The organism is Streptomyces sp. NBC_01515, assembly GCF_045040345.1.
Lineage (GTDB): Bacteria > Actinomycetota > Actinomycetes > Streptomycetales > Streptomycetaceae > Streptomyces.
Genome location: NZ_CP109416.1, coordinates 5,886,858 through 5,906,425, shown reverse-complemented (window position 1 = coordinate 5,906,425; position 19,568 = coordinate 5,886,858). Strand labels below are relative to the sequence as shown.

Sequence of the window (19,568 nt, the reverse complement as noted above, 5' to 3'; positions counted from 1 at the left end):
CCGCTCCGGGCCGCGGCGGTGTCAGTGCGGGCAGGTAGCTTACGGGCGTCTTATTTCGCATCATGCCGCACGCCAGACCATGGGTCATGCCGTGTGCCATGCGTCCACGTTCCAGGGGGGACCCCAGTGACTACTCCGCCGCCTCAGAGCCCGAACCCATACGCCCAGGACCCGAACCCGTACACCCAGGACCAGCAGCCCTACGGCCAGCCGCAGACTCCGGCGCCGTACCCGCCGCAGGCTCAGACTCCGGCCCCGTACCCGGCCCAGGCGCAAGCTCCCTACCCGCCGCAGGCCCAGGCTCCGTATCCGCCGCAGGGCGGCTACCCGCAGCAGCCCGGCCAGCCCGGCTTTCCTCCCCAGGGCGGCCCGTACGCCCCGGTCCCCCCGCAGCCGAAGCGCAAGTTCAGCCCCAAGATGATCCGGCTCGGCGTCATCGTCCTGATCGCTGCCGGCGCGGCCATCTTCAGCTTCATATCGAGCCAGGACGACGCCGACACCGCAAAGGTCGGCGACTGCATGCACCGCGGCAGCACCAGTGACACCAACCCTGACCTTGAGGTCGTGAAGTGCAGCGACTCGAAGGCCGAGTACACGGTGCTCGCCAAGATCAGCGGCAAGTACTCCGAGTCGGAGGCCAACGCCAAGTGCACAGCGGCCGCGAAGGACTTCCAGTACTCGTACACCGAGAGCGGTGACGGCAGTAACTTCCTGCTCTGCCTGAAGGACTACTCGAAGTAAGGCAGATATGGCGAGGGGCGGTGTCTCATGTTTCACGTGAAACACCGCCCCTGCTGCTGTCCGGGGTCATGTTTCACGTGAAACATGACCCCGTTTCACGGCCTCAGTTCTCCGAGGCCCACCACTCCTTGAGCGCGGCCACCGCCGCCTCATGCTCCATCGGCCCGTTCTCCAGCCGCAGTTCCAGCAGGAACTTGTACGCCCGGCCGATGACCGGCCCGGGTGTGACGCCCAGAATCTCCATGATCTGGTTGCCGTCGAGGTCGGGACGGATCGAGTCCAGCTCCTCCTGCTCCTCCAGCTGGGCGATGCGCTCCTCCAAGCCGTCGTACGCCCGGGACAGGGCGGCGGCCCTGCGCTTGTTCCGGGTGGTGCAGTCCGAGCGGGTCAGCTTGTGGAGGCGGCCGAGGAGCGGGCCGGCGTCACGGACGTAGCGGCGGACGGCCGAGTCGGTCCACTCGCCGGTGCCGTAGCCGTGGAAGCGCAGGTGGAGTTCGACGAGCCGTGAGACGTCCTTCACGAGGTCGTTGGAGTACTTGAGCGCCAGCATGCGTTTCTTGGTCATCTTCGCGCCGACCACCTCGTGGTGGTGGAACGAGACCCGGCCGTCGTTCTCGAAGCGGCGGGTGCGCGGCTTTCCGATGTCGTGCAGCAGGGCGGCCAGGCGGAGGGTGAGGTCGGGGCCGTTCTCCTCCAGTTCGATCGCCTGCTCCAGAACGATCAGCGTGTGTTCGTAGACGTCCTTGTGCCGGTGGTGCTCGTCGCTCTCCAGCCGGAGGGCGGGAAGCTCGGGCAGGACGTGGTCGGCGAGTCCGGTGTCGACCAGCAGGGCCAGCCCCTTGCGGGGGTGCGCGGAGAGGATCAGCTTGTTCAGCTCGTCCCGCACCCGCTCGGCCGAGACGATCTCGATCCGCCCGGACATCTCCGTCATCGCCGCGACGACCTCGGGAGCGACCTCGAAGTCGAGCTGCGCGGCGAAGCGTGCCGCCCGCATCATCCGCAGGGGATCGTCCGAGAAAGACGCCTCGGGAGTGCCCGGGGTCCGCAGCACCCGGGCCGCGAGGTCGGCGAGGCCGCCGTGCGGGTCGATGAACTCCTTCTCCGGGAGCGCGACAGCCATCGCGTTCACCGTGAAGTCGCGCCGGACTAGGTCCTCCTCGATCGAGTCGCCGTACGACACCTCGGGCTTGCGCGAGGTGCGGTCGTACGCCTCGGACCGGTAGGTGGTCACCTCGATCTGAAAGCGTCGATCAGCGTCTCCGACGCGGGCGTCCTTCTGCACCCCGACCGTGCCGAAGGCGATCCCGACCTCCCACACGGCGTCCGCCCACGGCCGGACGATCTTCAGTACGTCCTCGGGGCGGGCGTCCGTCGTGAAGTCCAGGTCGTTGCCGAGCCGTTCGAGCAGCGCGTCCCGGACCGAGCCGCCGACCAGAGCGAGGGAGAACCCGGCCTCCTGGAAACGGCGGGCGAGGTCGTCGGCGACGGGAGCCACCCGCAGCAGCTCGCTCACCGCGCGGTGCTGCACCTGGCTCAGGGCACTGGGGTTGTCTTCGTTGGCGTTCGGCACAACAGAAAAGGGTACGTGGCCCCGGCCACCGCGAGCGCCTCCATTAAATGTGCACGGACACGTCAGCCGATACCCGCGCAAGCGCTGCCCTTGCGACGTACCCGATCGCTCCCTTTTATATAGGCGCATACGGGACGGTCCGCCGCTGTTCTCCGATCTTGTGGACCAGTCCGCGGCACTTCCCCTCAGCGCGCATCGTTACCATGCGTGGACGCACATTGCGACGACCACTGACAATGACGAGGGACGGGCGAGCGCGTGGCCGAGGCGGCAGACTTCCAGGGGACGAGTCCCTCACCTGCCCGCCGGTGGCTGCGGCGCACCGGCGCACTGCTCGCCGGGGCGCCTCTGCTGGCCGGCCTCCTCCAGCTGTCCGCCGTCGCACCCGCCGGTGCGGCCGAGCAGACGTCCGCGAAGGCCGCCTCCGGCTCTCGGACGGTGTCCATCTCCCTGGACACGCTCAGCCCCAGCATCCCCACGGACGGGGACACCCTGACCGTCTCCGGGACGGTGACCAACAACGGCAAGCAGGCGGTCACCGACGCCCATGTGGGCCTGCGCCTGGGCCAGGCGCTGAGCACCCGTTCGGCGATCGACACCGTCGCCAAGCGCACCGACTTCATCCAGGGCGTCGACGGCTCGGAGGTGGGCGACAAGTACATCGAGCAGTTCGCCAAGCTCACTCCGGGCGTCGCCGAACCCTTCACCCTCTCCGTGCCGGTCGACAAGCTGGATCTCGGTGACGACGGCGTCTACCCGCTCGGTGTCTCGCTGTCCGGCCAGACCTCGGCGCAGCCGTGGGAGCAGGTGCTGGGCATCCAGCGGACGTTCCTGCCGTGGCAGCCCGACGAGGCGGACACGAAGACGAAGACGACGTATCTGTGGCCGCTCGTCTCCGGTGTCCACATGACGGCGCAGACGGGTTCGAACGAGCAGCAGACGCCGGTCTTCCGCAACGACGACCTCGCCAAGGAGATCGCTCCGGGCGGTCGCCTCGACCAGATGCTGTCGCTGGGCAAGGATCTCGACGTCACCTGGGTGATCGACCCGGACCTGCTGGCCTCCGTCGACGCGATGACCCGCAGCTACAAGATCCAGGGGGCCGGCGGCACCACGACGACGGGCACCCACCAGGCGGTCGCCAAGGCGTGGCTCGCCGAGTTGCAGTCCGCGGTGGCTGACAAGGAGGTCGTGGCCCTCCCCTTCGCCGACCCGGATCTGGCGTCCCTCGCCCACAACGGCACCAGCGTCACCGGCTCGCTGAGCCACCTCAAGGACGCCACGGACGTCGCCGCGAGCACCGTGGAGACGGTGCTGCACGTGACGCCGAACACGGACTTCGCGTGGCCGGTGAACGGCGCCGTGGACCCGTCGATCATCAAGGTCGCCACCTCGGCCGGCGCCGACAAGGTGATCGCCCGCAGCGACAGCCTCCAGGAGACCGGCGGCCTGTCGTACACGCCCTCCGCGGCCCGCCCCATCGGCGGCGGTACGACGGCGGTGGTCGCGGACGCACGGCTCTCCACGGCGTTCGAGGGCGATCTGGCGAAGGCCGGGGACGCCACGCTCGCCGAGCAGCAGTTCCTGGCCCAGAGCCTGGCGCTCGACCTGCAGACGGACAAGCAGCGCAGCGTCGTCGTCGCCCCGCAGCGCATGCCGACCGGGAGCCAGGCCCAGACGATGGCCGAGGCACTGACGACCCTCCAGGGCAGCACCTGGAACGAGTCGCAGGGGCTCGCCGCGGCGGCCAAGGCCAAGCCCGACCCGAGCGCCACCACGAAGGTTCCGTCGTCCTCCTCGTACCCCTCCTCGCTGCGCAGGCAGGAGCTGCCGAAGTCGGCGTTCGAGCAGATCGCGGCCACCCAGGACAGGCTCGACAACTTCCGGGTGATCCTCACCGACGAGTCCCGGGTCGTGACCCCGTTCGGGCGGGCCATGAACCGTGAGATGTCCACGTCGTGGCGGGGGCAGGCGGGCGAGGCGGCGAACTTCCGCCAGAGCGTGCTGAATTACCTCGAAGACCTCACCGACCAGGTGAAGCTGATCGACAAGTCCGAGACCAAGCTCTCGGGCCGCAGCGCCACGATCCCCGTGACCGTGCAGAACAACCTGGTGCAGGGCGTCGAGCACCTGGTGCTGCGCCTCACCTCGACGAGTCCCACGCGGCTGAAGATCGGCGGCAAGGCCTACTGGGAGCAACGGGTCACGGTCAACGGCGGGCACAGCCAGTCCGTGAAGTTCAGCACGTCGGCGAATGCCAACGGCAAGGTGGGCGTGATCGCGCAGCTGTACACGGAGGACGGCCAGGAGTACGGGCAGGCCGTCAACTTCGATGTGAAGGTCACCGAGGTCACGGCCACCGTCATGCTGGTCATCGGCGGCGGTGTCCTGCTGCTCGTCCTCGCCGGCTTCCGGATGTACACGCACCGCAAGCGCGCCGTCGCCCGCCAGGCCGAGGAGGGTCCCGACGGACCCGACGACGAAGCGGCGGCGGAGCCCGACGGCCCGGAGAACCCCGAAGGCCCCCAGGACCGTCTCAAGGAGGAGTCCGGCACTCCGTCCCGGGCAGACGACCCGGAGCACCCGAGTGACCCGACACCGGACACCGCACCGGAAAGCGCCGACCCGTCCGGCACGGGTGAGAGAGTGGACCGTTGAGCGATGTCGTGGCCGGTGGGCCCGGGGACGATGAGGTGGGGTAACCATGAACGCGCCGTACGACGGTGACCGCGGTCAGGGCGCGGGCGGCTCGGGCTACCCCGAGGGCCCGCCGCCCGAACACGGCCAGGTGCCGCCGCAGCCCCCCGCGGACATGTACCTCCAGGACGCCTACGACCAGGACCCCTACCGGGCGCAGGATCTCTCCGCCCAGGACCCGGTCGCCGAGGCGCTCTACGACCGTGCCGCCCACCCCCCGCCGCCTCCGGGCACGTACCAGCCGCAGCCCCCGCTCTACGCCCAGCCGCCCCAGTCCCCGTACGCCCCCGACCCCCGCGTGTGGGCGCAGACCCCGGCACCCGAGCCGGAGGGCCCGACCCAGTACCTGCCCTACGGCGACGACGCCCGGACGACCCAGTTCGTGGGCGTGGACGACCTGGTGACCGGGGCCGGCGAGGAGCACCACGAGCCGGACGCCTTCGCGCATCTCTTCCGGGACCAGGGCCAGGGCGGCGGACGTCCGCAGACGGACTCCCCGGCGGTCCCCGGCCCGTCCCCTGCCCCGCCCTCGGGCCAGGCGCCCCCGGCGCCGATGTCCGACGCCACGATGCAGCTCACTCCTACGGCACCTGCGCCCGCGGCCGCTCCCAAGAAGAGCGGGAAGGCCTCCGGCCTGCTGAAGTCGAGTGCCGTGATGGCGGCGGGCACGATGGTCTCCCGCCTGACCGGCTTCGTCCGCTCCGCGCTGATCGTCGCGGCGCTGGGCACGGCTCTCCTCGGCGACACCTTCCAGGTCGCCTACCAACTGCCGACGATGATCTACATCCTGACCGTCGGCGGCGGACTCAACTCCGTCTTCGTGCCGCAGCTCGTGCGCGCCATGAAGGAGGACGACGACGGAGGCGAGGCGTTCGCCAACCGTCTGCTGACCCTGGTGATCGTGGCGCTCGGAGCACTGACCGCGCTGGCGATGTTCGCGGCGCCTCTCCTGGTCCGCCTGCTGTCGGTGAAGGTCGCGAACGACCCCGCGGCCGACAGCGTCGCCATCACCTTCACCCGCTACTTCCTGCCCTCGATCTTCTTCATGGGCATCCACGTGGTGATGGGCCAGATCCTCAACGCCCGCGGCAAGTTCGGCGCGATGATGTGGACCCCGGTCCTCAACAACGTCGTCATCATCGTGACGCTCGGCATGTTCCTCTGGGTGTACGGCACCTCGGCGGACTCCGGTATGGGCGTCCAGAACATCCCGCCGGAGGCCCAACGCCTCCTGGGCATCGGTGTTCTGCTCGGCCTGGTCGTCCAGGCGCTGGCGATGATCCCGTACCTGCGCGAGACGGGGTTCAGGCTGCGGCTGCGGTTCGACTGGAAGGGCCACGGTCTCGGCAAGGCCGCGATGCTCGCCAAGTGGACCGTCCTCTTCGTCCTCGCGAACCAGGCGGGTGCCCTCGTGGTCACCCAGCTCGCCACCGCGTCGGTCGCGGACACGAACATCGCCGGAACCGGATTCAGCGCCTACGCCAACGCCCAGCTCATCTGGGGTCTGCCCCAGGCCATCATCACGGTGTCCCTCATGGCCGCCCTGCTGCCGCGCATCTCCCGTTCGGCCGCCGAGGGCGACGGCGGGGCCGTCCGCGACGACATCTCCCAGGGTCTGCGGACGACCGCGGTCGCGATCGTGCCGATCGCCTTCGGCCTGCTCGCTCTCGGCATCCCGATGTGCACCCTGATCTTCGGCTCCTCGGGCACCGGCGCGGCCACCAACATGGGTTTCATGCTGATGGCCTTCGCCCTCGGCCTGATCCCGTACTCGGTGCAGTACGTCGTCCTGCGTGCCTTCTACGCCTACGAGGACACCCGGACGCCCTTCTACAACACCGTCATCGTGGCCGCGGTCAACGCGGGTGCCTCGGCGGTCTGTTACTTCGTGCTCCCGGCCCGCTGGGCCGTGGTGGGCATGGCGGCCTCGTACGGCCTCGCGTACGCGACCGGTGTCGGCGTCGCCTGGAACCGGCTGCGCAAGCGGCTGAACGGCGACCTGGACGGCGCTCGCGTCATGCGGACGTACGCTCGGCTCAGCATCGCCTCCGTGCCGGCCGCACTGCTCAGTGGTGCGGCTTGCTACGGGATCGGTCATACGCTCGGCCAGGGGGTCGTCGGCTCGTTCGCCGCCCTCCTGGTGGGCGGTGCCGTACTGCTCGGAATCTTCTACGTCGCGGCCCGCCGCATGCGCATCGAGGAGCTCAACTCCCTCGTGGGCATGGTGCGCGGGCGCTTGGGGCGCTGAGGCGGGGGCACACGCACAACCATCGTCCGCCGCTGTGTGTCGTGCATAGCGGCAGACTGTGGGCACAATTGGTTTCGGCGTCGAACAGCGTGCAACGGATGGGGAGGCAGGAGCGACGGTGGCGGAACGGAGCACGGCTGCCGTCGACGTGGCAGACAACAGCGGCGACGAGCCGCTGACCGCCAAGGCGGACCAGTCCACGGCCGACGGGGTGGCCCAGAACCCGGAGCGGGACACGGAGAGCGACAAGGCACAGGGGAGCGGCGGGATCGAGGAAACCGAGAAGGCCTCGCCTCCCGAACTGCACAGCGGTCACAAGCTCGCCAGACGCTATCGCCTCGAAGAGTGCGTCACCCGTCTGGACGGCTTCAGCAGTTGGCGCGCGGTGGACGAGAAACTCCGCCGTGCCGTCGGCGTCCACATCCTGCCCGCGGACCATGCGCGGGCCCGCTCGGTACTGGCAGCGGCCCGTTCCTCGGCGCTGCTGGGTGATCCCCGCTTCGTCCAGGTCCTGGACGCCGTGGAGGAGAACGACCTCGTCTACGTCGTCCACGAATGGCTGCCCGACGCCACGGAACTGACGGCGCTTCTGGCACCCGGCCCGCTGGAGGTGCACGACGCCTACCAGATGGTCAGTCAGATCGCCTCGGCCATGGCCGCCGCACACCGCGAGGGCCTCGCCCATCTGCGCCTGAACCCGAACGCGGTGCTGCGCACCTCGTCCGGCCAGTGGCGCATCCGCGGTCTGGCCGTCAACGCCGCGCTGCGCGGCATCAGTTCGGACACCCCGCAGCGCACGGACACGGAGGCGATCGGCGCCCTGCTGTACGCGGCGCTCACCCAGCGCTGGCCGTACGAGAGCGACGCCTTCGGCCTGTCCGGGCTGCCCAAGGGCGTCGGTCTCATCGCCCCCGACCAGGTACGCGCCGGTGTCCACCGCGGTCTGTCGGAGCTCGCCATGCGCGCGCTCGCCAACGACGGTGCCACGGCCTCCCGGCACGAGTCGGCGTGCACCACGCCGGAGGAGCTGGTGAAGGCGATCGGCGAGATGCCCCGCATCCGCCCGCCGGAGCCCGCGTTCACCGCGCCGCCCGAGTACCAGCGCACGACGTACCAACAGGGCACGTACGGCCGCCCGTCGCCGCCCGGTGCCACCCAGGTTCTCCCGACCCCGCCGCCCCCGCTGCAGAGCCGCACCGGCAAGGCCCTCAAGTGGGCCGTGTCCGCGCTGCTGATCGCCGCGCTGGGACTGGGCAGTTGGCAGCTCGCGGACGCGCTCATGGACCAGGGCAACAAGTCCGAGGACACGAAGCAGACGCAGACGACGGACGGGAACGACAAGACCGGCGACAAGACCAAGCCGGTCAAGACGTTCGCGATCCAGGGCGCCAAGGAGTTCGTGGCGAAGGGCGACCCGCAGCATCCGAACGACGTCGACAAGACCTACGACGGCAACAAGTCAACGTACTGGCGGACCTCCAGCTTCATAGGGGGCCCGGTGCTCGCGCCGTACAAGCCGGGCGTGGGCATCGTCTACGACCTCGGTTCGGTCCAGGACGTCTCCACGGCGACCATAGGGCTCTACTACAGCGGCGATCACACGACGGTGCAGCTCTACGCGACCAACTCGCTGTCGCCCTCCTCGCTGGACTCCATGACTCAGCTCGGCACCGTCACGACGACCGGGACCAGTGCCACGGTGAAGGTCACCAAGCATGTGAAGAGCCGGTACGTTCTTGTCTGGCTCACCGCTCTGCCGCACGCGGACAGCGACCAGTACAGCGACGCCGGCTACAAGCAGGCCATCACCGACGTGAAGTTCATGGGCTGACGTCTCACCGGAGGGGGAGGGGGTCCGATGGCGGAAGGCGCCGGATACGACGAGACGAGCGATCAGAATCTGCTCGCCCGCCATGTCGAAGGTGACCCGGACGCCTTCGGTGAGCTCGTACGGCGGCACCGGGACCGGCTCTGGGCCGTCGCCCTGCGCACGCTGGGAGACCGCGAGGAGGCCGCTGACGCGGTCCAGGACGCCCTCGTCTCCGCCTACCGGGCCGCCCACACCTTCCGCGGCCAGTCGGCCGTCACGACCTGGTTGCACCGCATCACGGTGAACGCCTGCCTGGACCGCGCCCGCAAGGCCGCCTCCAGGAAGACGTCCCCGGTCGACGACACCGAGCGCCTGGAACAGCTCCTGGAACCGCACGAGTCGGCCTCGGCTCCCGCGGAACGCAACGACCTGCACCGCCAGCTGCTGGAAGCCCTGGGCACCCTCCCGCCCGACCAGCGCGCCGCCCTCGTCCTCGTGGACATGCAGGGCTACCCCGTCGCGGAGGCCGCCCGCATGCTCGATGTGCCGACCGGCACGGTGAAGAGCCGCTGCGCCCGAGGAAGAGCCAGACTGCTGCCGCTGCTCACCCATCTACGGCCGGAAAGAGCCGGTGACGGCAGGGAACCGGGCGCTGGACGGAACCGGGCGCAGGGGACATCCGTCCCACCGGCAGCGGGACCTCGCGACGGAGGTCCCAAGGATGCAGGGCCGAGCGATTCAACTGCTGTGAAGGGCGGAGGTGGGCGAGCGTGACATCCACGACAGACACGGCCGGGCACCCGGACGTCGCGGAGATCTCCGACCTCACCGAGGGCCTTCTCCCCCCGTCCAGGGGAGCCGAGGTACGACGGCATCTGGACGCGTGCGAACTCTGTGCGGACGTCCACGACTCGCTGGAGGAGATCCGGGGTCTGCTGGGCAGCATGCCCGGCCCACCGCGCATGCCCGCCGAGGTCGCGGGGCGTATCGACGCAGCCCTCGCCGCGGAGGCCCTGCTGGGCTCCACCGCCCCCGATTCCCTGGCCGCGCCAACGTTGGTGAGCGCGTCCCGGGCCACATCGGGCGAGAACGGCGAGGACAGCGAGCCCACCGAGGCGCATGTTTCACGTGAAACATCGCCCACGGCAGCCCGCCCGTCAGGACACGCACACGCGGCAACCGGTCCCGGACGCAAGGATCGTAAGGAACACAAGAAGCAGACCCGCAGCGGACGCCGCGGGAGGATCGTCCTGGGAGCCGTGTTCACCGCGGCCGTTCTGGGAGCCGGCTCTCTGTTCATCCAGTCGCTGGGCGACCACACGTCGTCCGACACGGCTCAGGGGAACTCGACCAGCTCCGCGGACACCTTCTCCAAGGGGAAGCTGGAGACCGAGGTCTCGAATCTCCTCTCCACCAAGTCGTCCACGAGTCAGGGCGCCAACAGTAAGAAGCCCTGGAACGTCGCGTCCGATCCCGGCGGCGCGGAGTCTTCCACCAAGACTCCCAAAACCCTGATCGAACCGTCCGGGTCCATCCCGGACTGCATCCGGCAGGGCGTCGACCGCGGCAACACGGATGTCCTCGGTTTCAAGAAGGGCACCTACAACGGGACCTCCGCCTATCTCGTGGTACTGCCCGACGCTTCCGACAACAGCCGGGTCACCGCCTACGTCGTCGACGCGGCCTGCGTGAGCAGCCAGACATCCACTCCTGGCAAGGTCCTTCTGACGCGCTCGTTCCCGCATTCCTGACTGCGGACTTCTCCTCTCCGCCCGTCGTGACGATTCCCTGGCCCATGCCGTCTCCGTGTGCCCGGACACAGCGGGAATGCGGGCCCCGTAGGATCCGTTGGGTGGTGTGGAGGCTCCGACAGGGGACTCCCGCCGGTCGTACTGACGCAGTCCAGAGACGAGGAACCAAGCCGTGAGCGACGTCCGAAACGTGATCATCATCGGCTCCGGGCCCGCCGGCTACACGGCGGCGCTCTACACCGCGCGCGCGTCGCTGAAGCCGCTGGTGTTCGAGGGTGCCGTCACCGCCGGTGGCGCACTGATGAACACCACCGAGGTGGAGAACTTCCCGGGCTTCCAGGACGGCGTCATGGGCCCCGAGCTCATGGACAACATGCGCGCCCAGGCCGAGCGCTTCGGTGCCGAGCTGATCCCGGACGATGTGGTCTCCGTCGACCTGACCGGTGAGATCAAGACCGTCACGGACACCTCGGGCACCGTCCACCAGGCGAAGGCCGTCATCGTCACCACCGGCTCGCAGCACCGCAAGCTGGGCCTGCCGAACGAGGACGCGCTCTCCGGCCGCGGTGTCTCCTGGTGTGCCACCTGTGACGGGTTCTTCTTCAAGGACCAGGACATCGCCGTCATCGGTGGCGGCGACACGGCGATGGAAGAGGCGACCTTCCTCTCCCGCTTCGCCAAGTCCGTGACCATCGTCCACCGCCGGGACAGCCTGCGCGCCTCCAAGGCGATGCAGGAGCGCGCCTACGCCGACCCGAAGATCAAGTTCGTCTGGGACAGTGAAGTCGCCGAGATCGAGGGCGACCCCAAGCTCGCCGGCCTCAAGCTGCGCAACCTGAAGACCGGGGAACTCTCGGACCTGGCGGTGACGGGCCTGTTCATCGCGATCGGCCACGACCCCCGCACGGAGCTCTTCAAGGGCCAGCTGGACCTGGATGGGGAGGGCTACCTGAAGGTCGAGGCGCCCTCGACCCGCACCAACCTGACCGGTGTCTTCGGCGCCGGTGACGTCGTCGACCACACCTACCGCCAGGCGATCACCGCTGCCGGTACCGGATGCTCCGCCGCTCTGGACGCCGAGCGTTTCCTCGCCGCTCTCGCGGACGAGGAGAAGGCGGAGCCCGCGAAGACCACCGTCTGATCCCCATCCTCCCCACCGCACGATCAAGTTAAGGAGCCCGCCGTGGCCGGCACTCTGAAGAATGTGACCGACGATTCCTTCGACGAGGACGTCCTCAAGAGCGACAAGCCCGTCCTGGTGGACTTCTGGGCTTCCTGGTGCGGCCCGTGCCGCCAGATCGCTCCGTCTCTCGAAGCCATCGCCGCCGAGCACGGCGACGCGATCGAGATCGTCAAGCTCAACATCGACGAGAACCCGGCGACGGCCGCCCGGTACGGCGTCATGTCCATCCCGACCCTGAACGTCTACCAGGGTGGCGAGGTCGCCAAGACCATCGTCGGCGCCAAGCCGAAGGCCGCGATCCTTCGCGACCTCGACGAGTTCATCGCCAGCAAGTGATGTTTCACGTGAAACCGTGTTTCACGTGAAACATGAAGGGGCCGACTCTCCGGAGTCGGCCCCTTCGCTTTAGAGCGGTCGAAGCGCTGGTTCCTTCTGTACGGCTCCCAGCAACCGGTCGAGCGCCATCTCCACGTCTTCCTTCCAGGAGAGCGTCGTACGCAGCTCCAGCCTCAGCCGTGGGTAGGCGGGATGCTGACGGACCGTCTTGAAGCCCACGGCGAGCAGATGGTCGGCGGGCAGGACGCAGGCGGCCTCTTTCGCGCGGGCATCGCCGAAGGCCTCAATCGCCTTGAAGCCTCGCCGCAGCAGATCCTTGGCCACCGTCTGCACCATCACCCGGCCCAGCCCCTGCCCCTGGTAGCCCGGCATGATGAACGACGTCATCAACTGTACGGCGTCCGGTGAGACGGGACTCGTGGGAAACGCCGTCGAGCGGGGGACGTAGGCGGGAGGCGCGTAGAGGACGAAGCCCACCGGCACGTCATCGACGTAGACGACCCGCCCGCAGGAGCCCCAGTCCAGGAGGACGGCGGAGATCCAGGCTTCCTTCTCCACGGCCGCTGTGCCCGCCTTTACCGCGGCTTGCCCTCTGACGGGGTCCAGCTCCCAGAAGACGCACGACTGACAACGGTTGGGAATGTCCGGGAGGTTGTCCAGCGTGAGCGGTACGAGCCGACGCCCCATGAAGGCTGATCCTCGCTTCCTTCGCCCGCAGCGCCGCGGGCGGCTGTCAGAGCGCTGCGTTCCCTGAGCAGACTGCCGACGAACCCGCCGACCGCCCCCAGGCCCAGACCCGCGCTCACCAGTCCGGTGCGGCTCACCGTTCGCATGGCCCCCGCCTCCCCTAAGAGGTGCTGCCAGGTGGATGCGCCATACCCGAACGCATCGTATCGATGATGCGATTGCATCGATACCGACAGAAAGCAAAGAGCGGGCCGCGTTCCGGTACACACCGGACACGGCCCGCTCTGCTGGTCGGACGGACAGGCCGTCCTGCCGTCGGCAGGACGGCTCAGGCCTCGTCCTCCGAGTCGTCGTCCAGCAGACTCCGCTGCAGGACCGGCCCCTCACCCGGAGCCAGCGAACCGAGGATCCGCTCAAGGTCCTCCATCGAGGCGAACTCGACAGTGATCTTGCCCTTCTTCTGACCCAGGTCGACCTTCACCCGGGTCTCGAAGCGATCCGAGAGACGCGTGGCGAGATCGGACAGCGCCGGGGAGACCAGAGCGCCGGCCCGCGGTCCCTTGGAGCGCTGAGCCGTCTGGGGCCGCGAATCCATGAGGTGCACGATCTCCTCGACAGCCCGCACCGAGAGCCCCTCGGCCACGATCCGATGGGCCAGCCGCTCCTGCTCCTCCGAGTCGTCCACGGAGAGCAGCGCCCGGGCGTGACCGGCGGAGAGGACCCCGGCGGCGACACGGCGCTGGACCGACGGCGAGAGCTTCAGCAGACGCAGGGTGTTGGAGACCTGCGGACGCGAACGCCCGATGCGGTCCGCCAACTGGTCGTGCGTGCAGTTGAAGTCCTTGAGCAACTGGTCGTAGGCAGCTGCCTCTTCGAGTGGGTTCAGCTGGGCGCGGTGCAGGTTCTCCAGGAGGGCGTCCAGGAGAAGCTTCTCGTCGTCCGTGGCCCGCACGATCGCCGGGATCGCCTCCAGGCCGGCCTCACGGCAGGCCCGCCAGCGCCGCTCGCCCATGATGAGCTCGTAGCTCGTCGGGCCGATCTGCCGTACGACGACGGGCTGGAGGAGGCCGACCTCCTTGATGGAGGTGACGAGCTCTTGCAGCGCGTCCTCGTCGAAGACCTCACGCGGCTGACGTGAGTTCGGCGTGATGTCGTCGAGGGGCAGCTCGGCAAAGTAGGCACCAACGGGCGGCGCCGGCGTCTGCAGGACGCCGTACGACGGGTCCTCTGTCTCGTAGGAGACCGGCGGCAGCGTGGTGACCTTCGCCGCGGCCACCCCCCGGTCGCCGGTGATGACCGGAACAGCCGTCGGGGACGCGGAACCCATGGCAGCCGGAGCCACCGTCTTCTCCCCGGTCGGGGCTGCGGGGATCAGTGCGCCGAGCCCACGGCCCAAACCCCTCCGTCGCTCGCTCACTGGATGCCCTCCACCATGCTCTGGTCGCTCTGAGCGCCGATGTGCGCATGCGGTGCGTCGTAGCTGACGCCCACACCCTTCAGCGCGATTTCCCTTGCTGCCTCAAAGTAGGAGAGGGCACCGCTCGATCCGGGATCGTAGGTCAGTACCGTCTGCCCATAACTCGGCGCCTCGGAGATACGGACCGAGCGGGGAATGCTCGTCCGCAGCACCTCGTCGCCGAAGTGACTGCGCACCTCGTCCGCGACCTGGGACGCGAGACGCGTCCGGCCGTCGTACATGGTGAGCAGGATGGTCGACACATGCAGGTTGGGGTTGAGGTGCCCCCGAACCAGGTCGACGTTGCGGAGCAACTGTCCGAGGCCTTCCAGTGCGTAGTACTCGCACTGGATCGGGATGAGAACCTCCGCGCCGGCGACCAACGCGTTGACCGTCAGCAGGCCGAGCGAGGGCGGACAGTCGATGAGGATGTAGTCCAGCGGCTGCTCGTAGGCCTGAATCGCCCGCTGCAGTCTGCTCTCACGCGCCACCAGGGACACCAGCTCGATCTCCGCACCGGCGAGATCGATCGTGGCGGGAGCACAGAAGAGGCCCTCGACATCGGCGACCGGCTGCACGACCTCGGAGAGAGGCCTGCTGTCGACCAACACGTCATAGATGGAAGGAACTTCCGCGTGGTGGTCGATCCCCAGTGCCGTGGACGCGTTGCCCTGTGGGTCGAGGTCGACCACCAGAACGCGGGCACCGTGCAGTGCCAGCGAAGCGGCAAGATTGACGGTCGTCGTCGTCTTGCCCACCCCGCCCTTCTGGTTGGCGACGACCATGATGCGGGTCTGCTCAGGACGCGGCAGACCCTCGCCGGCACGGCCTAGGGCTTCCACCGCCAGTTGGGCAGCACGACCGATGGGAGTGTCGTCCATAGGGGGCGGTGTTTCACGTGAAACATCCTCCCCCATCGACTCGGTACGGGGACCGGGGACCGGATCGGTCATCGGTCCCGCGATGTTGGCGTCGGACCGCAAGGATTCACTCTCCTCGACTTCAGGCTCGCAATGAACAGAGCCTCCCATGTCTTCAGGGTCGTGAACCAGTGAGGCCTGTTGTTCTGTGGAGAATTCCACCTCTGTGGACAACTCCGTGCCCTCTCCGAGTGATCCGAGAGGCTTCCGGTCGCGGGGTTCGGCCGCGGCGCGGGTGCGACCGATGATGCCGTGTAGCAGTGAGCGACGTTTCACGTGAAACACGATGCACAGCCGCCGAGGCCGAACTGTCGACGACACTCCGGCATGAGTAGGTTTGGCAGCTTGTGTGGAGTAAGTCTCGTCGTCAGGACGGATCAGCGACGCGCTTCAAGTGCTGACACCGACGTACCTCAAGCGCTGGGACCGACCCGCCCCAGCGCTGACACAGCCTCAGCGACGCCGACGTGTACGGCCCGTACGAGCCGCCTTGGCCCGCTTCGCCGCGAAACGAACCCCGCCGGGGCTCTCTCCGACCTCGACACGCACCACCGTGGACAGCGGATCGACGATGCCTTCGCCGACATGCAGGATGGACGTCTCCACGGCTCCGAGCTTGCTGAGCACCGTCCCCGCACTCTTGAGCTCCTCCTCGGCCGTGTCCCCCTTGAGGGCGAGCATCTCGCCGTAGGGACGCAGCAGCGGGATGCCCCAGGTGGCCAGTCGCTCCAGCGGAGCCACCGCCCGGGCCGTCACCACGTGGACCGGCTGCAGGGTGCCCATGACCTCCTCTGCGCGCCCGCGGACGACGGTGACGTGGTCGAGGCCCAGGAGTTCGACGACCTCGGTGAGGAAGGTCGTACGGCGGAGGAGCGGTTCGAGGAGGGTGATCTTGATGTCCTCGCGAACCAGGGCCAGGGGAATGCCCGGGAGACCGGCGCCGGAGCCGACGTCGCAGACCGTCACTCCGTCCGGCACGACCTCCGAGAGGACCGCGCAGTTCAGCAGGTGCCGCTCCCACAGGCGGGGCACCTCCCGCGGGCCGATCAGGCCGCGCTGCACACCCGCGTCGGCGAGCAGCTCGGCGTACCGGACCGCATCCTCGAAGCGATCGCCGAACACCTCGCGCGCCTGCTCGGGCGCGGGGGGAAGCTCCGCTGCCTCCGTCACGGGGGACCGTCCTTCCGTACCGCAAAAGCGCATTGGGCGCTGACCACCAGGACCACCAGAACTACAGGACTATCAGGCTGACAAAGTTCGGCCCCGTCTGCTCAACAGACGGGGCCGGTACAACGCGGGGGCCGATCAGGCGGGAAGCACGACGACGAAGCGCTGCGGCTCCTCGCCCTCCGACTCGCTGCGCAGTCCCGCGGCCTTGACCGCGTCGTGCACGACCTTGCGCTCGAACGGGGTCATCGGGTTCAGCTTCACCGGCTCGCCGGTGTTCTTCACGTCGGCCGCGGCCTTGGCGCCCAGCTCGGAGAGCTCGGTGCGCTTCTTGGCGCGGTAGCCCGCGATGTCCAGCATCAGCCGGCTGCGGTCCCCGGTCTCCCGGTGCACGGCCAGGCGGGTGAGCTCCTGGAGTGCTTCCAGCACCTCACCGTCACGGCCGACGAGCTTCTGGAGATCACGGCCGCTGCTGTCGCTGATGATCGAGACAGCGGCGCGGTCGGCCTCGACATCCATGTCGATGTCGCCGTCGAGATCGGCGATGTCCAGCAGACCCTCAAGGTAGTCCGCCGCGATCTCGCCCTCCTGCTCCAGGCGGGACAGGGTGTCTGCACCCTCGGCAGCGGCGGAGGTGGTGCCTTCCGTCACGGGATGGACTCCTTCTTTACTTCTTGGACGGGGACTTGGGCCGCTGCGGGCCCTTGCGCTGTCCGGACTGGGCCTTGCTGCGGGTGCCGCCGGCGGGCTTCGGGGTGGGCTTCTTCGCGGCGGTGGCGGGCTTGGCGTCCTCGGGCTCGGCCGACTTGGTCAGCGAGGTCTTCGGCTCGTCGGCGTCGTCTGCCTCGTGCTCGGCGTTGTCGTCGGCAGCCTTCGCGGCGGCGGACTGGCGCTGGGCCTTGGTCTGCCGCTTGGGCTGCTGCCGCCGGGGAGTGGCGGCCGGGGTCGGCGTACCGTCCTCGGACTCCACAGCCGCGCTCTCGCCCTTGACCACGGTGCCGTCCGGCTGGGCCACGAGGCCCACCTTCGTGAGGCTGTTGATGAACTTGCGCTCGAACTCGTTGCGGTCACGGCCCTTGGAGACGATCGCCTTGACGATGGCCTTCTCACCCCGGCTGCGCGTCTTCTCGTGGTGCGAGACGTGCTTGGTGAGGCGCTCCAGGTAAGCGGCCTGAGCCTTGGAACCCGGGGTCGGGTTGTTGTGGATGACGTACATCTGCTGGCCCATGGTCCACACGTTGGTGGTCAGCCAGTAGACGAGGACGCCGACGGGGAAGTTGATGCCGAAGATGGCGAACATGACCGGGAAGACGTACATCAGCATCTTCTGCTGCTGCATGAACGGCGTCTTCACCGTGGTGTCGACGTTCTTCGTCATCAGCTGGCGCTGCGTGTAGAACTGCGACGCCGACATCATCACGATCATGATCGCGGTGACGACCCGGACGTCGGTCAGCGTGGCACCGAGCGCCTCGACCTTGCTGCTGCCGTCGGTGAACTTCGCGGCGAGCGGGGCGCCGAAGATGTGCGCCTTACGCGCACTGGCGAGCAGCGAGTCGTTGATGACGCCGATCGTCGAGCCCGTCGCGATGCCGTTGAGCACGTGGTACAGCGCGAAGAAGAACGGGGACTGCGCCAGGATGGGAAGGCACGAGGAGAGCGGGTTGGTACCCGACTCCTTGTACAGCTTCATCATCTCTTCGGACTGACGCTGCTTGTCGTTCTTGTAGCGTTCCTGGATCTTCTTCATCTCGGGCTGCAGGGTCTGCATGGCCCGGGTCGCCTTGATCTGCTTCACGAAGAGCGGGATCAGACAGATGCGGATCAGGATCACCAGGGACACGATGGACAGGCCCCAGGCCCAGCCCGTGTCGGGACCGAAAACCTTCCCGTACACCGAGTGGAACTGGACGATGACCCAAGAAACGGGTGTCGTGATGAAGCTGAAAAGACTGGCAATCGTGTCCACTAATCATGCTCCTTGGGCATGGGACGGTGTCTCTGCGGCCGGGCTCGAAGGACTCAGCCCTTCAGTGGCCGTTTCGGCGGCGGAGGTCCCGCCCTTGTCTGCGCGCCGTGCACCCCGCAGCATCTCGTGCCACCGCGGGCGCTTGCGCGGTGGGACATGGTCCACACCGCCGAGCGACCACGGATTGCAGCGCAGGATGCGCCAGGCCGTGAGCGCTGTGCCCTTGATCGCGCCGTGCCGGTCTATAGCCGTGTAGCCGTAGTGGGAGCACGACGGGTAGTACTTGCAGACCGGCCCGAGCAAGGGACTGATCGTCCACTGGTAGAGCTTGATCAGCGCCAGTAGTGGGTACTTCATCGCGCGCCCCCTCCCAGCAGCCGCTGAACGGCGGCATCCAGGTCTTGGGCCAGCTGTGCATGGTCGGCGTCGCCCGCTCCGGGCAGCGCTCGTACGACTACCAGGCTACCGGGGGGAAACAGGGCGACTCGCTCGCGCATCAGATGACGGAGTCTGCGCTTCACCTTGTTGCGCACCACGGCGCCGCCCACCGCCTTGCTGACGACGAAACCCGCACGCGTCGGGGGAGCGCTCTCCCCTGGCGCGTGCGGGTCCGTGGCACCGCTACGAAAGTGGACGACGAGAAGCGGGCGGCCGGCCCGGCGACCCCGTCGTACCGCGGTCGCGAAGTCTTCGCGCCGCCTCAGCCGATGCTCGGTAGGCAGCACGACGTCATGACCTGATCGGGATCAGGCGGACAGGCTTGCGCGACCCTTGCCACGACGGTTCGCGAGAATCGCGCGACCGGCACGGGTACGCATCCGCAGGCGGAAGCCGTGGGTCTTGGCACGACGACGGTTGTTCGGCTGGAAGGTGCGCTTGCTCACGAGGGGGCTCCAGAAATAAATCGGTGGTGGCGGGTGCCGTCCTGGCTGTCACCGTGCGCCCACGAGTAGCTCGCAGTTACGCCCGAGTGCACCGCTTCCCGATCACCTCGAAGCGATCTGTGCCCATCGGAGGCAGGCGGCAGCAGCCA

Annotated in this window: 18 protein-coding genes; 8 read left to right on the top strand and 10 right to left on the bottom strand. The window is 68.3% G+C overall.

Annotation, left to right across the window (positions count from 1 at the left end):
- The first annotated feature begins 126 nt into the window (after positions 1–126).
- Positions 127–741: a hypothetical protein gene (locus tag OG407_RS26535; RefSeq protein WP_405861795.1), complete on the top strand. Its 615-nt coding sequence runs from the start codon at positions 127–129 to the stop codon at positions 739–741.
- Positions 742–844: 103 nt separating this feature from the next.
- Here the strand turns inward: OG407_RS26535 and OG407_RS26530 are convergent, their stop codons facing one another.
- The gene (locus OG407_RS26530) at positions 845–2,311 is read right to left on the bottom strand and encodes a CCA tRNA nucleotidyltransferase (RefSeq protein ID WP_405861794.1); all 1,467 of its coding nucleotides are present in this window, start codon (positions 2,309–2,311) and stop codon (positions 845–847) included.
- 258 nt (positions 2,312–2,569) lie between these two features.
- Here OG407_RS26530 and OG407_RS26525 point away from each other — a divergent pair, with 258 nt between their 5' ends.
- The 7 genes from OG407_RS26525 (at position 2,570) to trxA (ending at position 12,336) form a co-directional block, all read left to right on the top strand.
- Positions 2,570–4,969 carry a DUF6049 family protein gene (locus OG407_RS26525; protein WP_405861792.1) on the top strand — a complete coding sequence of 800 codons (2,400 nt, stop codon included), beginning with the start codon at positions 2,570–2,572 and terminating at the stop codon, positions 4,967–4,969.
- A gap of 46 nt (positions 4,970–5,015) precedes the next feature.
- The gene (murJ, locus tag OG407_RS26520; RefSeq protein WP_405861790.1) at positions 5,016–7,256 is read left to right on the top strand and encodes a murein biosynthesis integral membrane protein MurJ; all 2,241 of its coding nucleotides are present in this window, start codon (positions 5,016–5,018) and stop codon (positions 7,254–7,256) included.
- 118 nt (positions 7,257–7,374) lie between these two features.
- Positions 7,375–9,087, top strand: a complete 1,713-nt coding sequence (locus tag OG407_RS26515) for a serine/threonine protein kinase (protein WP_405861788.1) — start codon at positions 7,375–7,377, stop codon at positions 9,085–9,087.
- Between the two features lie 27 nt (positions 9,088–9,114).
- Positions 9,115–9,840: an RNA polymerase sigma factor SigM gene (sigM, locus tag OG407_RS26510; RefSeq protein WP_405861786.1), complete on the top strand. Its 726-nt coding sequence runs from the start codon at positions 9,115–9,117 to the stop codon at positions 9,838–9,840.
- Complete coding sequence (locus tag OG407_RS26505; protein ID WP_405861784.1) at positions 9,837–10,817, top strand: anti-sigma factor family protein; 981 nt, start codon at positions 9,837–9,839, stop codon at positions 10,815–10,817. Before sigM ends, OG407_RS26505 begins: the two co-directional genes overlap by 4 nt.
- A gap of 172 nt (positions 10,818–10,989) precedes the next feature.
- Positions 10,990–11,958, top strand: coding sequence for a thioredoxin-disulfide reductase (gene trxB / locus OG407_RS26500; RefSeq protein ID WP_405861782.1), 969 nt, complete (start codon positions 10,990–10,992; stop codon positions 11,956–11,958).
- 42 nt (positions 11,959–12,000) lie between these two features.
- Positions 12,001–12,336 (top strand): thioredoxin, encoded by a 336-nt coding sequence (gene trxA, locus OG407_RS26495; protein ID WP_366494796.1) that lies wholly within the window; start codon positions 12,001–12,003, stop codon positions 12,334–12,336.
- Between the two features lie 69 nt (positions 12,337–12,405).
- Here trxA and OG407_RS26490 read toward each other — a convergent pair whose 3' ends face one another.
- The 9 genes from OG407_RS26490 to rpmH all read right to left on the bottom strand — a co-directional run bounded on the left by OG407_RS26490 (position 12,406) and on the right by rpmH (position 19,419).
- On the bottom strand, positions 12,406–13,023 hold the full coding sequence (locus OG407_RS26490) for a GNAT family N-acetyltransferase (RefSeq protein ID WP_403589537.1): 618 nt from the start codon (positions 13,021–13,023) through the stop codon (positions 12,406–12,408).
- 328 nt (positions 13,024–13,351) lie between these two features.
- Complete coding sequence (locus tag OG407_RS26485) at positions 13,352–14,440, bottom strand: ParB/RepB/Spo0J family partition protein (RefSeq protein WP_365608878.1); 1,089 nt, start codon at positions 14,438–14,440, stop codon at positions 13,352–13,354.
- Positions 14,437–15,510: a ParA family protein gene (locus OG407_RS26480; RefSeq protein WP_366433287.1), complete on the bottom strand. Its 1,074-nt coding sequence runs from the start codon at positions 15,508–15,510 to the stop codon at positions 14,437–14,439. The genes OG407_RS26485 and OG407_RS26480 overlap by 4 nt, the downstream gene beginning before the upstream one ends.
- Before the next feature lie 342 nt (positions 15,511–15,852).
- Positions 15,853–16,569 carry a 16S rRNA (guanine(527)-N(7))-methyltransferase RsmG gene (gene rsmG, locus OG407_RS26475; protein ID WP_019055150.1) on the bottom strand — a complete coding sequence of 239 codons (717 nt, stop codon included), beginning with the start codon at positions 16,567–16,569 and terminating at the stop codon, positions 15,853–15,855.
- 135 nt (positions 16,570–16,704) lie between these two features.
- A complete protein-coding gene (locus OG407_RS26470) occupies positions 16,705–17,217 on the bottom strand; it encodes a R3H domain-containing nucleic acid-binding protein (protein WP_019055151.1) in 513 nt (170 codons plus the stop codon).
- Between the two features lie 16 nt (positions 17,218–17,233).
- A complete protein-coding gene (yidC, locus tag OG407_RS26465) occupies positions 17,234–18,535 on the bottom strand; it encodes a membrane protein insertase YidC (protein WP_405861778.1) in 1,302 nt (433 codons plus the stop codon).
- A 3-nt stretch (positions 18,536–18,538) separates the two neighbouring features.
- Positions 18,539–18,892, bottom strand: a complete 354-nt coding sequence (yidD, locus tag OG407_RS26460) for a membrane protein insertion efficiency factor YidD (RefSeq protein WP_019073355.1) — start codon at positions 18,890–18,892, stop codon at positions 18,539–18,541.
- Positions 18,889–19,260: a ribonuclease P protein component gene (gene rnpA / locus OG407_RS26455; protein WP_078532680.1), complete on the bottom strand. Its 372-nt coding sequence runs from the start codon at positions 19,258–19,260 to the stop codon at positions 18,889–18,891. The genes yidD and rnpA overlap by 4 nt, the downstream gene beginning before the upstream one ends.
- A 21-nt stretch (positions 19,261–19,281) precedes the next feature.
- Positions 19,282–19,419: a 50S ribosomal protein L34 gene (gene rpmH / locus OG407_RS26450; protein WP_006381191.1), complete on the bottom strand. Its 138-nt coding sequence runs from the start codon at positions 19,417–19,419 to the stop codon at positions 19,282–19,284.
- Positions 19,420–19,568: the final 149 nt, after the last annotated feature.

What these genes read in the sequence shown, in the direction of transcription:
- murJ (WP_405861790.1), top strand. Translation starts at nt 5,016, where the DNA reads ATGAACGCGCCGTACGACGGTGACCGCGGTCAGGGCGCGGGCGGCTCG.
- sigM (WP_405861786.1), top strand. Translation starts at nt 9,115, where the DNA reads ATGGCGGAAGGCGCCGGATACGACGAGACGAGCGATCAGAATCTGCTC.
- OG407_RS26490 (WP_403589537.1), bottom strand. Translation starts at nt 13,023, where the DNA reads ATGGGGCGTCGGCTCGTACCGCTCACGCTGGACAACCTCCCGGACATT.
- OG407_RS26480 (WP_366433287.1), bottom strand. Translation starts at nt 15,510, where the DNA reads ATGGGAGGCTCTGTTCATTGCGAGCCTGAAGTCGAGGAGAGTGAATCC.
- yidD (WP_019073355.1), bottom strand. Translation starts at nt 18,892, where the DNA reads ATGAAGTACCCACTACTGGCGCTGATCAAGCTCTACCAGTGGACGATC.